We start from the raw sequence: 15,356 nt of genomic DNA on the forward strand, positions 1-15,356 counted from the left end.
TAAACAATAAGTCTGAAGGGGGAACCATGAAAAAAAATGGCACTGACAAAGTCCTGGAAGGGAAAATGGAGCGCAGCCTGGAACAGTATCGCGACATAGTCGGCGATAATTGCCTTGACCAGCTGAAAGATATTGCCAGGCACCTGAGCGGGAAGAGCATTGTGCACGTGAATTCCACCAGGGCAGGCGGCGGAGTGGCCGAAATTCTCAACTGGCTGGTGGCATTCATGGCTGAGCTTGGCCTGAAGGCCTCCTGGGAAGTGATAGACGGCACTGACGAATTTTTCCGCGTGACCAAGATGTTCCACAACGGACTGCAGGGTAATGATGTGCCTTTCACGGAAACCGAGCGGAAAATATACGAGCAGAACGCGGTCAGGAACGCGGAGAAACTGCGGGCAAAGCTGGAAGCTGCTGACTATGTCTTTATCCATGATCCGCAGCCCGCACATCTGATCAACCTCTGCCCGAACAGGAAGGGCAAATGGGTCTGGCGCTGCCACATCGATGCCAGTAATCCTGACCCAAAAGTCTGGAATTACCTGAGTAAAATTGTGGCCCCTTTTGACGCCAGCATTTTTTCCATGCCTGAATTCGCCCGGAAACTGCCTCATTCTCAATTCATCATTGCGCCCAGCATAGACCCTTTGAGCGAAAAGAACAGGGAGATGAGTTCAGGCGAAGTTGATGAACTGATGACCAGATACAGCATCAGCCGCGATTTGCCCCTGATCACCCAGGTTTCCAGATTCGACAGATTCAAGGATCCGCTTGGAGTAGTGGAAGCTTTCAAGATCGTGCGCAGGGATTTTCCCTGCCGCCTGATCCTGGCCGGCGCCGGGGCTGCGGACGACCCTGAAGGCAGCGCCGTGCATGCCGAGGTCCTGAAGGCAGTGGGAAGAATGCCTGACGTGATGGTGATGATGCTGCCTGAAGATGCGCTGTTCATCAATGCCCTGCAGCGGGCCTCCGCGATCGTGGTGCAGAAGTCGGTCAAGGAGGGCTTCGGGCTCACAGTGACTGAAGCGCTCTGGAAGAAAAAGCCGGTGATCGGCGGCAACACAGGAGGCATCAAAATCCAGGTCAAGAACTATGAGACAGGATTCCTGGTCAACACGCCGCAGGAAGCAGCGGACAGGATCAGGGAGCTGCTGAAGAACCCTGAAATGATCGGGAAAATCGGAGAAAAAGCCCACTGGTATGTTCGGGAGAATTTCCTGCTCACCAGGCAACTGCGGGACTACATGTCACTGATTTCCGGATTCACTCAAGGATTTGCCTCGTATTTAAAACAAGTTTGAAATATGAGCCTCTTGTCTTAAGATTAGAGGCTCATATAATATACAAGTCAAAAGGGGGGCTGATGGAGAAAATATCCGGATGCTTGTTACTGATCTCAATCGCGGTTTCCCTGTTCCTAGTCACAGGCTGCGGTGGCGAAGAGCAGGCAGCTTCTCCCGGGCCTGTGGAAGCAGTTCAGACTTCCCAGGAGTCAAGCGGTGAAATCACGCTGGTCTACTGGAGGCATCATTACACACCTGAAAAGATAGCCATTGACAAGCTGATTGCGGAATATGAAGCGCAAAACCCTGGCGTGAAAATTGTCTTCAACACCCTGTCATACGATACATATGTCAGCAAGCTGGTGGCCTCGATCGCGGCAGGGGAGGGGCCTGACATCATCAATATTCACAACAGCTGGGCCTATCAGTATGTGAAAAGCGGACTTCTCACGCCTGTACCGCCTGAAATCATGACTACAGCGGATATAGAACGGGATTTCTTCCCCCTGCTTTCCAGTTTCAAGAAGTACGACTCATATTACGGGCTGGCCATAGGGGCGAGCAATCTGGCCCTTTATTACAACACAAAGCTTTTCCGCGAGGCAGGACTCGATCCTGACCGCCCGCCCCAGACCTGGGAAGAGATGATGGAATCTGCCGCCAAAATCACCAGGCACGACGAACATGGAAGGCTGCAGGTGGCCGGAGCTGCGATCGGGCAGCCGCAGGGCCAGGCCTGGAATTACCTGACCGACTGCCTGATCCCGCAGAACGACTGCGGAAGCCTGGACAGTGATGAGAACCATGTGCTCTGGGACTCCAGGTCAGGCTACGAAGCCATGGAATACATGATGGGATTCTGCAAAAACAATTACTATTCCTACATGTTCCTGCCGCCGTACGAAGCTTTCCGCCTGGGCCGCGCAGGCATGCTGATCGACGGAAGCTGGGCGATCTCTCAACTCAAGCGCGACACTCCTCCTGATTTCGAATACAGGATCGCGCCGATCCCGCATCACAAAAAACAGGTAGTCTATGGCACTTACTGGGCCAACTGCGTGACCAAAAAGGCCACAGGCAGGGCCAGGCTGGAAGCCTGGAAATTCGTGAAATTCATCACTTCCAAGGAAACAATGCTGAAATGGGTGGACTGGGTCGGTGAACTGCCCATGCGGCAGGAAGCAGCCATGGATCCGGAACTGAGGAAAAAATACCCGCAGCTTTCCGCCTTCCTGGACCAGATGCCCTATACTTACGCTTCGCTGAAGAAAGACGAGGGCAGGTACAAGCAGGAAATAGAGCTGGCCATCGAGCGTGTGTTGCTGCTTCATTACACTCCTGAACAGTCGATCTCGCAGGCTGCGCAGGAAATCAACCGGATGCTCGCGGCAAATTGAAGGGGGAGGACAGATGAACAGATTTTTTGAAATGGAAGATAAGACGCGCCGCATGTTCTGGGGTATGCTTTTCATCCTGCCTGCAGTTGTTTATTTTATCTGCCTGAACATCTGGCCCATGTTTTACTCATTCTTTCTGAGCTTCAACGACTGGAACCTTCTCAATCCAGATAAGAATTTCGTTTTTCTGAATAATTATTTCGCCCTGCTCCACGATACAGTCTTCCTGAGATGCCTGATCAACAATTTCTGCTACACTCTGGTGGCGGTTCCGGTCGGGCTCGTGCTGTCCCTTGCCATCGCCCTATTGCTTAATTCAGGCATCCGCTGGCTCGGGCTTTTCCGCTTCATGATCTTCATGCCTGTGATCACCTCAGGCATTGCAGCCGGCTATATCTGGATGTGGCTGTATGAACCGACCTTCGGACTGATCAATCACCTGCTTTCATTCGTGCACCTGCAATGCCCGTTTCTGCTCAGCCCGTATACAGCGCTTGCTTCGATCGCCCTGATGACTGTCTGGAAAAGCCTGGGATTCCAGGTGGTGATTCTCCTGGCAGGCCTGACCACGATCCCTGACTCGATTTACCAGGCTGCGGAAATGGATGGAGCTACCGGTTTCCGGCGCTTCTGGCATGTCACTCTGCCACTCCTCAATCCGACCATGGTGTTTCTTTCAGTGATGGGGGTGATGAACGGGCTGCAGCTCTTCGGCGAGATCTTTGTGATGGCTCCCAACGGCGGCCCGCTGAACAGCACCAGGACAGTGGTCTTCCACATCCAGCAGACAGCCTTCAGGTCATACCAGATGGGCTACGGCTCTGCCATGACCTTTGTGCTGTTCGCGATCATCCTGGCAGTGACAGTGTTCCAGATGAAAGTACTGACCAAGAAATTCGAATACTAAGAAGCAGCCAAAACGAAGATGTTTAAATAAGCTGAGGTGAAACATGGAATCCAAACTGAAAAAATTCTCCATCTACCTTGCTCTTTCAGGCATCGCCTTTCTAATGGTTTTCCCCTTTCTCTGGACTATACTGAGTTCTTTCAAGCCTCCGCATGAGATCATCTGCATCCCGCCCACATTCTGGCCCAAGGATTTTACCTTTGACAATTACAAGGAAATCTTGAAAGCAGCCCATTTCGGCAGATGGTATCTGAACAGCCTGGTCGTAGCCGGGGTAGTCACAGTGAGCGTCTGTTTTTTCAGTTCCCTGGCCGGTTATTCTCTGGCCAAATTCGAATATCCTTACAGAAACACCATTTTCTACCTGATCCTCTCCACCATGATGGTGCCCATGCAGATGCTGGTGATACCCTGGTATATCCTGGCAATTCATTTCAAGCTCTGCGATACATATCTTGGGTTGATCATACCCGGCCTGATCAGCGCTTTCGGGATTTTCCTGATGAAGCAGTTCATGGAAGGGATCCCTAATTCACTGATCGAGGCAGCCCGCCTTGATGGAGCTGGTGAAATCACGATCTTCACCAGGATAATACTGCCACTGGTCAAGCCTTCCATGGCTGCGCTGGCCATCTTCACCTTTACAGGCAACTGGGACTCCTTCCTCTGGCCTCTGATCATGACAAACAGCGAAGTCATGAAGACCCTGCCTGTCGGGCTGAACGGATTTGCCGGACAGTACGGGATCGAATACCACATCATCATGGCTGCCGCCAATCTGGTGGTGATCCCGTCGATCGTGGTGTTCATAGCTATGCAGAAGCAGATCATCCAGGGTATAACTCTTTCCGGACTTAAGGGATAATTGAACGGAAAATATTAAATGCGAGGAGGGGCATATGGCAAAAGTGGTTTTGGAGAAAATCAGGAAAAGATATGAAAATGCTGCTGCGGACACTGTCAAGGAATTGAACCTTGAGATCGCGGATAAGGAATTCCTGGTGCTGGTCGGGCCCTCAGGCTGCGGCAAGTCCACCACCCTGCGCATGATCGCAGGGCTTGAGGAGATAACTGAAGGGAACATCTATATCGGAAACGATTGCGTAACAAAACTTCCCGGTTCCAGGCGCAATGTAGCCATGGTTTTCCAGAACTACGCACTTTACCCGCACATGAACGTATTTGAGAACATGTGCTTTGCGCTCAGGATGCAGAAAGCGTCCAATGAGGTGATTGAGAAGCGCGTGAAGCTGGCTGCCGAGATCCTGGGCCTGGAAGACCTGCTCCAGCGCAAACCAAAGGATCTGTCAGGAGGGCAGCGGCAGCGCGTGGCTCTTGGCAGAGCCATAGTGCGCGACCCAAAGGTATTCCTGATGGATGAGCCGCTCTCCAACCTGGACGCCAAGCTCAGGGTGAAGATGAGGGTGGAACTCAGCAAACTGCATAACAGGCTGCAGACCACAACGGTTTACGTTACCCACGACCAGGTGGAAGCCATGACCATGGGCACCAGGATTGCTGTGATGAACGACGGGATCCTGCAGCAGTGCGATGATCCGGAAGTTGTTTATGAGAAACCGGGTAATCTCTTTGTGGCAGGTTTCATCGGCAGCCCGGCCATGAATTTCTTCGACTGCAGGGTGAACCTGGAAGGAGACTCGACCTGGTTTAATAACGGCCTGTTCCACCTCAAGGCTCCCAAAAAAGAGAGCAGGCAGCTCGCGGCATTTACAGGCCATGATCTGATCCTCGGCATCAGGCCAGAACATATATTCAGGGAAAACGACAGCCGGGTCAGCCATCTGCCTGGCGAGAACAGCTTCCAGGCCAAGGTGGAAGTAGTGGAAGTGCTGGGCGGCGAAGTGATCGCGACCCTGGAGCGCAACGGATGCGAGATCACAGCCAGATTCAATGCCAAGGACAGGCCGCACGTGGATGAAACGATCAATCTTGTCCTGGATATGGATTCAGTGCATGTATTCGACAAGAAGAGCGGGGAACGCCTGGAACTGGAAAATTGAAATTTGAACCGGGTCTATACATTTGACAGAATGTTGAAATAGAAAAAGTGACCGTATCTTAACAGTATAAGATTAGGACATGTCGTTTTCTGCGAGATCGGGGTCTGGTCGTTCTTCCAGAGCTTTTCCCCAAATCCGACCTGACCCCGTCTGAAGGCATTCAAAATGCAGTCAAAGGGAGGGTTTTCCCCTCCCTTTGAGATTCCTCCCATCAGAGGGACTCCGCCCCTCTGAACACCCCGGCGGGGAGTCAATGGATTCTGCTCCTCTCAAGGTAAGCAATTACCATCAGTTTGATAACAGAATTGGTTTTCTGACTAAGGAAGTGGCTGCTTCTTTACCCAAGATTTGGTTCACCCCTCTCGACCCCGCCATATGTAAGTTCGACTAAAAGGGAGATAGGAGAAGAAGGAAAATTAGGGGCAGGTCTTGAAAATTAGCGTTTGGAAAAGAAACTGGGCCTGACTTTGTGACAGGTCAGATGATCCTTCCGGCAATGGAGAGAAGCTCGTCCAGATAGCCGTTCTGGATCCTGGTGATAAGCGAATCCAGCCAGCCAGGCAGCTTTCTTTTTCCCAGTTCGATAGCTGGCAGCCTGCCTGACAGCATCCACAAAGAGTGCATGACACCCAGCAGCTCAGCCGCTTTCATGCAGTTCCGCACTTCACCCGGTTTATAGGATGTTCCGGCAGCGGTATTGATGCTGCTGATATAATGTTCCAGGCATTCGTCGACATTGATCAGGCTGAAATGATCGCCGTAAAACACGTTCAGCAGATCCTGTTCGACAGGGCCGGTACCCAGCAGATGCCAGTCAAAGAGTATGGCAGGGTCGGCTGGAGACCATTTATCAGGCACAGCCACATTGCCTGGAAAGAAGTCATTGTAATTGAATGTCTGGGGCCTGGAAGCCAGGTGTTTTTTTAGGCTTTCCATACGATCACAGATCGATAAAAGTGACCCTGCATGAGGGGATAGCCTGGCGCCGGTTACAGGAGAGGCAAGGATTTTTTTCAGCATTCTGGAGAGCATTGGAGCTTTCAACTGGCTTCCTTCATGTTCAGAAAGCCAGGGCCACCTGGCCCTCAGATCGCCGCATGAGGATTCCCTCAGGCCTGCCAGGTGCAGCCTGACATAGAAATCCAGAATTGACCTCGCTTCATCAAAACTCCACTTGTGATCATTTCCCCTGAGATTCGCCCTCAAGGTGAGGTCTTCCATGATCAGGGCATTTTCGCCTGACTTTAGCATGGATTTGAAATAAACTGCGGCTGTGGGTACTCCCAGATCAGGGAGTAATTGATAAGCATGAAATTCCCGGACATGTTCATAAGGATCATCCTGGTTCACTGTCTCAGAATCGGATTCCGGAGGCACAGTCAGTTTGACGATCACCCTGGAAGGAACAGTTCTGCTGTCAGACTTCAATTCCACGCTCAAAACCTGATTGAATCCGCCTTTGGCCTGAAGCAGGGTCTCGTGTATATCGCTGACCTTCCATCCCAGGTTATCCCTGAACCATTCCGATTCAGACCTGTAAAGAGACGAAAAGGGTTTATTTCTGCAGTTCTTCAGGTATATACCATTTGTCCTGGTTGTAATAAATCCCTGCCCAGAGCGAAAAGGCGATCCACTTCTTGCAGATACTCAGATGCGTTTGTGATCATAATAGAAAGATATCAGTATGTTCCGGGCATTGTCAAAGCTCTGACACACCAGTCAAAAAAGGTTCCTGAATTACAAATCGAAAAAATTGATTTATAATAGAATGATTGCGGAGGTAAGCCTGAGAAAATCTATTTTTTATCATCCAGCAGCCAATGATCCTGTTTATCGGTTTTTCGCCGTGCCGTTAGGTGAAAAAGCCATACCTGCGGCTCTGCTTTATTTTCTGTTCAGCTTCGGAGGCACTATACTGCTCAGCCTGGCCGGGGGTACGCTTTACCGGAACGGATCACTGATTCCTCTCAGCCATGATTATCTGAATCTGATCAATCTTGGCCTGCTCTCCCCGCTGGGTGCAATTGTGACTGTCAATTTTTATCGTCGGCTTTCCCGTTTTCTGCGCTGCCTGGTCCGCGGTGACTGGGGTTCAGACACAGAAGGGGCTGCTGAGCTCCATTCCATGGTAAAGCCAATGTATCAAAGCTCTCTGGCTTCCTGGCTTTCCTTTATTTCAGGTTCGGTAATAGCAGTGATTTCCATGCTGCTACGGCCGGGCTGGTGGCTGGGAATTCATGGAGGATTTACCGCATTCTACGCCCGGATCTTCATCTGCCTGAATTATGGAGTGATCATCCTGATGCTCTACAAATCTCTGGTTACAGGATTTTTGCTGCTCCGCACCATGCGCCTCGGCTTGCGGATCAGGCCGCTGCACCCGGACCGCTGCGGCGGGCTTAAAGTGATCGGAGATCTGTCCTTGTCAATGCACTATTTTCTGACTGTCGTGCTGCTCTATCTCGGACTGCTGGCTTTATTCGAACCTGAATGCCAGCAGAATCCTGTGTTCTGGTTCATGTTTTTCCTGGTGCTGCTGGTGGCACTCTCTTCTCCCGTCTATTCGCTCGCCGGTGTACACCGGATGATGCAGGCGACCCGCCAGAGGATGCTGCTGCGCCTTTCCAGTTCTCTGCAGAATTCCCTGGAGAAGGTGCCTGGCGGTGATGACCTGGCTGCAATGCAGTCAGTTCAAGGCCTGACTGAACTTTACCGCCTCGCCGAGTCAATGCCTGTCTGGCCTTATGAATTCGGTTCAATGGCCAGGCTGATTTCCTCGATAATCATGACTCCGCTGGCAATGCTGATCAACATGCTGTCCAGCGGCGACAGCCTGGTTTCCCATCTGGACAAGCTGCGTTTCTGGGGAAACTAACAGCTACTGGCTTTCCTGATTCAATTGTTTTCCCCCTTATACTCCATACTTTTAATTCACTTATAACTGAATTATTATCGATCCTGATGCTAAAAAGAAGTTTCATCCTGTTTCATCCAGCTTCTTTATTTTTGTTGCTGAATGAAGCGGGAGATCCGAACCATGCCGTGATGCTGGTGGGCTGGGACGATTCGATGGGGCAGGGCGGTTGCTGGATCCTCAAGAATTCCAGCAGCGCCCAATGGGGGGAAGGCGGATTCATGTACATCGGATACGGCAAATCCAGGGTCGGGGTATGTCCGACTGTGATGATCGGGAATTGATTTTTTATTTGAATCTTGTTCTAAAATTAGAGAATTTAAAGTAAAATGAGCCATCAGGAGGAATTTATGAAAACAAAATTCAACAGTTGTTTTTTTAGTTTTATTATATTCAGCATGGTGTTCCTATCTTCTGCAGCCTCCATGGCTGAAACCGCTGAAACCGGCCTTGCGACCGGTCTTCCGGAAATGGCTTCGCTGCCTGGAATTAAGGGTGAAACTGCGGAAGCCATGCTTGCTCCTTATGTTGATTTCCTGAAAAAAATTTCCAGTGATCCGGTGGAATACATGCTCAGCCTGTTCGACAAATATCAGGTAGTGGTATTTACCGAATTCCTGCACCCTGAGCTGACCCAGTACGAATTCCTCATGAAGCTGATTTCACACCCTGATTTTGCAAAAAAGGTGCGGGGAATCTTCACTGAAGTCGGTTCGATCACCCAGCAGCCGCTGATGGACGAATTTTTAGCCAAAAAAACCTGCGACAAATTCCTGCTCATCAGGATCAACCGGGAGAATACCTTTCATCCGCAGGGCTGGCCCAACCCGAACATCCTGAATTTCTGGTCCGCACTCTGGGATGTGAACTCCAAGCTTCCTGAAGACAGTAAAATCGGGGCCTGGCTCTCAGACATGCCCTGGTCCTGGGACAATATTAAAACAGAGAGGGATTATTACCTTCAGGAAATAGTCAGCAGTGCACGCGACAAGATAATGGCGTCCAGCATCTGCGCACAAATATCCAAATGCCAGTCTTCGGGAAGCAATAAAAAAGACCGCTTTCTGGTCATTTTAAATACCAGACACGGCCTGGGCCTGGTGAAAAGTAAAGCTACAGGCTCATACGGGGAAAACACAGCGGCATTCCTCAAGCTTTCCCTGCCCGGAAAAGTGGCGGATATACTCTGGAATTCCCCGCGGGCGTATGTTGAAGCTCAGAATGATCAGATGTCCCTTTTCCACCTGATCGGAAACGGGATCTGGGAGGCTGCTTTTGCCTCCAATGGCAACAAACCGGCAGGCTTCTCCCTCAAGGACACGCCATTCGGGAAAACCGCCTTTGATTATCATTCCTCTTTTACCGCGGAAAATTACGAACAGGCTTTTGACGGCCTGGTTTTTCAGACACCCATTTCAAATTTCAGGTCTTGCGGCTTCACCAACGGATTCTATGACGATGCGGCATATGTGGAGGAAACGAAGCGCAGATGCAAGGTTGCCGGCAGGGAATGGCTTGATCCTGCATTGCTTTCCCAGGATGGAAATGAAAAGCCATTCTGCTACAATGATGATGCACTTAAATTTATCAACGAACAGGTCCGGCAATGGTCTGCAAAAAAATAAAGGATTGCCACTTTTTCATGTAAGCCTCTTTTTCTTTGCTGCATTCCACAAGCACCATTTAATCCTCCTGTTACAGTGGCGAACCACCAGGCTTTTTCCATTATTCCAAATCCTGCGGAATCCGGAAGATTCAATCCGCATCATCCTGCTTCTTTATAATTGCTGCTGCATGAAGCTGATTGTTCCTTGAAGAGGTTCTTGATCCGGCCATAATTAAATCAGAAGAAATGAACCTTTTCCGTCGCGGACGGCTAATGTATTTAGAGCGGAGTATGAGGAGGAAGTATGAAAAACAAACTGAATCTGATCAAATTCGGTCTGGCAGCCTGCCTGGCAGCCATGTTCATGATCGTGGACTCAGGGGTCCTTACCGGCAGCTTCAAGATCACCCTGATTTTCCATCTGATGATTTCGCTTATCTTCGGCGCACTGGCTGGAATCTGGGCTGAGCTGAGCGAGCGGTCGGCCCTGGAATGGCTGGTGCTCGGCATCATTCTGCCGCCTGCGGCAGGATATTTTGTGCTTGATGATTATCTGAATTCGACTGTGTCAAGTTTCGACTGTAAATGAAATCGTCGCTTTGGAGGAAAGCCCAGCCTCTTCCGTTTCACAACCTTATTGAGCTTTTACCTGGCCAAAGAAGCATTGAAAACCGCGAAATTGGCCAGTAGAATGGAATTCGTAGGACAGTTAATGATCAATAAGTTCTACTTGAGCCAGCAGTAAAGGCGGTAAGCCCGTTCCACTTTATGGCAGCCGTTTTTTTCAAAAACAGCCAGCATTGGTCGTTTGATGCTGTCAGTGGAGTCGCTGTATTTTTTCGCACCGGCCCTGGACAGTTGTTCCAGGCTGTATGCATGAAGAATTACGCCATAACCCTTGCCTGCATGAGCAGGCCGTATGCAGATGAACTCTGTTTTACCGCAGTCTGGATTACTCCGGTACAGGGAAGGCAGTACCATACCTACCGGTTCCTCACCCAGGAAGGCCAGTCTCCACATCTTCTCAGCCATAGGACGCCCCACTTCTTCGATCATCTGTTCGAACTCATCGCTGAAATCTGGAGGCTGCCCTTTACTGCGGACTTTATTGATTTCACGAATTTCCCCCATCAACATTCCCTCGGTAAAAACCTGAATCATCAAGTCCCGCCCTACCTCGTCCATACTCTTGTATGTAAAAGGATCGTCAAACGGTGATCGATAATCGATAATTTCCCGCTCCACGAAAATACGCTCGATCATGATCTGAAATCCGCGTTCAAGCAACAGCCTGTCCATCGGTCCGGGAGCAACAGTTTCGCTCAGTGCCATAATTTCCTTGCAGGACAGGGATTTTTGCAGGTGGCTGATCAATTCACCGCTCGTACATTCGAAATCGGCCCTTTCAGCGATCTTGAGAGACTGAACGTAGTAGCGCTCCAGCCCGCATGGAATTCCTTGCAGTTTCCCTACAAGTTTCTTTCCAACAAAAGCCGCCAGAAAGCACATCTGGTCTGACTTCTTTGCTTCTCGTAGTGCCAGAAATTCAGTAAGTTTCTGCTCCACTTCCCCGGCAAGCGTATCCAGTTCCACCCACAGACGTTCTTCACCCTTACGCAGTGTTCTGATTTTCATACTACCCTCCTGAATTCTTTTCAAGACTTAGCAGAAAAAGCTGATGATTTCGCTGGCGCGCAATAATGCCACTGCAGCCAGCGCCATCAGCAGGATCAGTATTTTTTCCATGTCCGCCTCCTGGATTCAAGCTCTTGATTTTATTATTTCTCAAAGGGGCCGGATTATCCAGTTTCAACCTGCTTCATTCAGCTTCAGCTTTCTTCCTCTGATTGCCCTGAAGCTGAATGAAACTTCATTTTCACATTTTGCGAGTCATTGATGATAAAATTTTAACCTGAAGATCACAATCAGTTTCCTCAATCCCAGATGTTAAGAGTGCAGTGAGTTAATCAATGTGTTTAAACGGATATTACGGTATATTTTTCTTGATATTCCAATTTTACCTGGTATAATTGGAACATATGTACAAGAGATCGATCACTCTGCCCACAGGGGAAAATAGTTTTTTTCTTTTCGGCCCGAGACAAACCGGCAAGAGCACTCTGATCAGCGGGCTCCTTTCCGACAGACCTCATCTGGTGCTCAATTTCCTGGAGCGCGATACCTTTCTCAGGTACAAAACCAGGCCAGAGCACTTGCGCAAGGAAATCCAGGCCATGGATTCCCTGCCTGACAATCTGACCGTCTTTATCGACGAAGTACAAAAAGTGCCCGAAATTCTGGATGAAGTCCATCTCCTTATTGAGACATATAAAGAAAAACTGGCGTTTGTCATGACAGGGTCCAGCGCAAGGAAGATCAGGCGTTCAGGAGTCAATCTTCTGGCCGGACGCGCCTGGCAGTATCACTTATACCCGCTTACCCATCAGGAACTGGGGAAAGATTTTGTCTTGAATCGGGCGCTTTGCCGCGGGAGTCTTCCGCCTGTGATCAAGTCATCCGATTCCGATGCTGCGAAAACGCTGGAGGCCTATACTCAGACTTACTTGAAGGAAGAGGTTCTGGATGAAGCTTTGACACGCAATGTAAGCGCTTTCAGCAGATTCCTGGAGATCGCAGCCGATCAGAACGGCATGACCGTAAACTATTCCAACATTGCCAGGGAAACGCAGGTGTCAGTCAAGACGATTCAGGCGTATTACCAGATCCTGGAAGACACTCTGATTGTCTACCGGCTTCCTCCATACATTAGGAGCACCAGACGCCGCCTGGTTCAGCATCCGAAGTATTATTTCTTTGATACTGGTGTTGTCCAGTCATTGCTCGGCAGGGCTGCACAGCCGGTCAAAGAAGGAACCTCCGAATTCGGCAGGTTGTTCGAGCACTTCATTATCATCGAAACCATGCGTCTGGCTGCCTATTCAGGAAAAAACTGGCGCTTCTATCATTGGCGGAGTGCTTCAGGCTCTGAGGTGGATCTGGTGATCGAGACTGGGGAGGGAGTCTGGGCTGTCGAGGTCAAAACCGGCGGCAGAATCGAAGCCGTGGATCTGCAAGGCCTGCGTGCGTTCCAGACCGACCACCCAGGTGCCCGGGCAGTCTGTGCAGGGCTCAATGATCGTCCCTATCGCGCAGGTGATTTCAATGTAATCCCATGGAAAGATCTCTTCTCGGCGCGAAATCTGGACTTACAACCCGGGACTTGACTTTAACTCAACTTGATTTCTGATTAAACATCCGCAGGAGAGGATGAACTGATTGATTCTTTCCATATTGCCTCCAGATTTCCTATTTTTCCCCCATATTCTGCGATAAAATATCTGAGTTTTTTCTGAGACTATCCATTTCCCAGGCTTCCCGCTTTCCGGATTTCAGGGCTTCAGTGACAAGGTCCAGCGGGGTTTTTCCAGCCTTGTTCAATGCATTCGGATCTGCGCCGGCCTTGAGCAGGCATTCGATGTCGTTGAGTCCGAACAGTTCCTGAGCCGCATAATGAAGGGCTGTATTTCCGTCATTGTCGGGCTTCCGATAATCGGCGCCTGCCTTCAGCAGCAGCTCTATCCATGAACCGAAATCAGGGGAGCTGCAGGCAAGCATGAGCTGCGTCTGGCCTTTAACATTAGCATAATTGATATTAAGCCCATTCTGAACGAAATAATCCAGATACTCATTATTGGAGTTCATCATCAGGTTATTGCCTGAGTTGTCCAGCAGGTCCGAAATCCGCTGGCCCTGCTTTTCAGCTTCTGCGACCAAGAGTTTTATTCCTTCCAGGTTATTGTGCTTCCTGGCGGCATAAAACACGGCAGACTTGCCTGTGATGTCCTTTAACATCGGATCAGCACCTGCTTTCAGCAGCATTCCGATCGCCTCAGGGTAAGGAAACATCATCAGCAAGCTTCTGCCTGTGAAAGTTACTTGATTCGGGTTCCCGCCCTTTTCCAGAAACATAAGGATCAGTTCCAGGCCGAGTTTGTAGTTTCTTGCGTCGATCTCCTGTGGAGGATCAGGTTCGGAGATACCCAGACCATAGTAAAACAAATACAGAATCTGCAATTTATAACTATTAATTTTCTTTTCCATTAGTGCCTTGGGAAATTCGGCCAGCACGTCCCCGCCTGCTTTAATCCATTCCAGGAATTCGACAGGAGAGGTATAGATTTTCGTCGCATTCTGCTCAGCAGCTTCGGATGTGCCGGAAACGAGTGGAGGGGTTAAAACCGATTCCGCGGTGGCCCTAACACCGGACAGCAATTCAGCCGGGATCTGGTGGCCGCCATTATCTACAGCATTACGGTCAGCTCCATGCTTGAGCAGTACTTCCAGGACTTCACGATGCTTGAAAACATTGAATTGCAAAAGGGGTGTCTGCCCCAGATTGTTGCGGGAATTTACGTCAGCTCCATGTTCAATCAGGAATTCGGCGCATCTGGCGTCACTAACAAGATGCAGAGGTGTATCCCCGTTTTTGTTCTTCTCAGTCACCGAAAGGCCGTTCGCAACCATCAGTTCAGCTGCTTCGATACTGAAAACGCTGTGATGGAGAGGAGTATTGCCGTCATTGTCCTTGATCGCCGGATCAGCACCGCGTGAAATCAGAAATTGCACTGTAGCTGTTTCATAACCTGAATAGAAAAGCGGGGTTTTGCCGAATGCGTCGCGCTCGTTGGGCGAAAGCCCGTATTCCAGCAGCATTTCAGCCACGTCCTTGCGCAGCTTTTCATTGTGAAGATATGTGGTGCCTCTGACGCTCTTTTTTTTCGGGTCAAGGCCGCTGGCGATCAACAGTTCAGCCACTGCCCGATTCTTCACCCTGCCCAGTATACCGTCCTTTTCGCAATAACCGCACCAGCTCTTCACTTCAGCATTAATGTCCGCTCCATGAGCAATGAGGGCGCGGGCTACTTCCGCGTTTTCCGCAACAGTCAGCGGGACATTGCCAGCTTCCTCAAGGTTCGGGTCCAGCCCTTTTTCCAGCAAATATTCTGCTGCTGCATATGTGCGGACCAGGGAAATAGCCTCCAGTTTTTTTCCGTTCAATTTCTCGATCTGCATTTTTCCGGCGATTTCTTTTGAAAATACTGCAGGAATGACTTCTGAGGATAATTCCACAGTTCCCTTGGCGAGCATCAGGCGCAGGATTTCTTCATCCCCGGAATTTCTTAGCAGAATGTAAAGATCCCTGTCCCTGCTCAGAGGAAAAATCGTGG

The 15,356-nt window shown here is 50.0% G+C and carries 15 protein-coding genes; 11 read left to right on the forward strand and 4 right to left on the reverse strand.

Annotation, left to right across the window (positions count from 1 at the left end):
* Positions 1-65 precede the first annotated feature (65 nt).
* The 5 genes from PHW04_13015 (at position 66) to ugpC (ending at position 5,608) form a co-directional block, all read left to right on the forward strand.
* Positions 66-1,301 carry a glycosyltransferase gene (locus PHW04_13015; GenBank protein MDD2716807.1) on the forward strand — a complete coding sequence of 412 codons (1,236 nt, stop codon included), beginning with the start codon at positions 66-68 and terminating at the stop codon, positions 1,299-1,301.
* A 62-nt stretch (positions 1,302-1,363) separates the two neighbouring features.
* Positions 1,364-2,680 carry an ABC transporter substrate-binding protein gene (locus PHW04_13020; GenBank protein ID MDD2716808.1) on the forward strand — a complete coding sequence of 439 codons (1,317 nt, stop codon included), beginning with the start codon at positions 1,364-1,366 and terminating at the stop codon, positions 2,678-2,680.
* Positions 2,681-2,693: 13 nt separating this feature from the next.
* Positions 2,694-3,587 (forward strand): sugar ABC transporter permease, encoded by an 894-nt coding sequence (locus PHW04_13025; GenBank protein MDD2716809.1) that lies wholly within the window; start codon positions 2,694-2,696, stop codon positions 3,585-3,587.
* Between the two features lie 43 nt (positions 3,588-3,630).
* Complete coding sequence (locus PHW04_13030; protein ID MDD2716810.1) at positions 3,631-4,452, forward strand: carbohydrate ABC transporter permease; 822 nt, start codon at positions 3,631-3,633, stop codon at positions 4,450-4,452.
* Between the two features lie 34 nt (positions 4,453-4,486).
* The gene (gene ugpC, locus PHW04_13035; GenBank protein ID MDD2716811.1) at positions 4,487-5,608 is read left to right on the forward strand and encodes a sn-glycerol-3-phosphate ABC transporter ATP-binding protein UgpC; all 1,122 of its coding nucleotides are present in this window, start codon (positions 4,487-4,489) and stop codon (positions 5,606-5,608) included.
* Between the two features lie 14 nt (positions 5,609-5,622).
* Here the strand turns inward: ugpC and PHW04_13040 are convergent, their stop codons facing one another.
* The gene (locus PHW04_13040; GenBank protein ID MDD2716812.1) at positions 5,623-5,820 is read right to left on the reverse strand and encodes a hypothetical protein; all 198 of its coding nucleotides are present in this window, start codon (positions 5,818-5,820) and stop codon (positions 5,623-5,625) included.
* A 265-nt stretch (positions 5,821-6,085) separates the two neighbouring features.
* The gene (locus tag PHW04_13045; GenBank protein ID MDD2716813.1) at positions 6,086-7,042 is read right to left on the reverse strand and encodes a phosphotransferase; all 957 of its coding nucleotides are present in this window, start codon (positions 7,040-7,042) and stop codon (positions 6,086-6,088) included.
* A gap of 334 nt (positions 7,043-7,376) precedes the next feature.
* Between PHW04_13045 and PHW04_13050 the strand changes: the two genes are divergently transcribed.
* The 4 genes from PHW04_13050 (at position 7,377) to PHW04_13065 (ending at position 10,717) form a co-directional block, all read left to right on the forward strand.
* The gene (locus tag PHW04_13050) at positions 7,377-8,483 is read left to right on the forward strand and encodes a hypothetical protein (GenBank protein MDD2716814.1); all 1,107 of its coding nucleotides are present in this window, start codon (positions 7,377-7,379) and stop codon (positions 8,481-8,483) included.
* A gap of 86 nt (positions 8,484-8,569) precedes the next feature.
* Positions 8,570-8,806, forward strand: a complete 237-nt coding sequence (locus PHW04_13055; GenBank protein ID MDD2716815.1) for a C1 family peptidase — start codon at positions 8,570-8,572, stop codon at positions 8,804-8,806.
* A gap of 66 nt (positions 8,807-8,872) precedes the next feature.
* A complete protein-coding gene (locus PHW04_13060; protein ID MDD2716816.1) occupies positions 8,873-10,147 on the forward strand; it encodes a hypothetical protein in 1,275 nt (424 codons plus the stop codon).
* A 285-nt stretch (positions 10,148-10,432) separates the two neighbouring features.
* Positions 10,433-10,717 (forward strand): hypothetical protein, encoded by a 285-nt coding sequence (locus PHW04_13065; GenBank protein MDD2716817.1) that lies wholly within the window; start codon positions 10,433-10,435, stop codon positions 10,715-10,717.
* Between the two features lie 137 nt (positions 10,718-10,854).
* On the opposite strand, the gene PHW04_13070 is transcribed toward PHW04_13065, so the two are convergent.
* Positions 10,855-11,763, reverse strand: coding sequence for a GNAT family N-acetyltransferase (locus PHW04_13070; protein MDD2716818.1), 909 nt, complete (start codon positions 11,761-11,763; stop codon positions 10,855-10,857).
* 43 nt (positions 11,764-11,806) lie between these two features.
* Between PHW04_13070 and PHW04_13075 the strand changes: the two genes are divergently transcribed.
* Both PHW04_13075 and PHW04_13080 read left to right on the forward strand, forming a co-directional pair.
* Entirely contained in the window at positions 11,807-12,025 is a 219-nt protein-coding gene (locus PHW04_13075) for a hypothetical protein (GenBank protein MDD2716819.1), read from the forward strand.
* Positions 12,026-12,167: 142 nt separating this feature from the next.
* A complete protein-coding gene (locus PHW04_13080; GenBank protein MDD2716820.1) occupies positions 12,168-13,352 on the forward strand; it encodes an ATP-binding protein in 1,185 nt (394 codons plus the stop codon).
* An 82-nt stretch (positions 13,353-13,434) separates the two neighbouring features.
* On the opposite strand, the gene PHW04_13085 is transcribed toward PHW04_13080, so the two are convergent.
* Positions 13,435-15,356: ankyrin repeat domain-containing protein (locus PHW04_13085; GenBank protein MDD2716821.1), on the reverse strand; the 1,922-nt coding region annotated here is incomplete at its 5' end.

The organism is Candidatus Wallbacteria bacterium (assembly GCA_028687545.1).
GTDB lineage: Bacteria > Muiribacteriota > JAQTZZ01 > JAQTZZ01 > JAQTZZ01 > JAQTZZ01.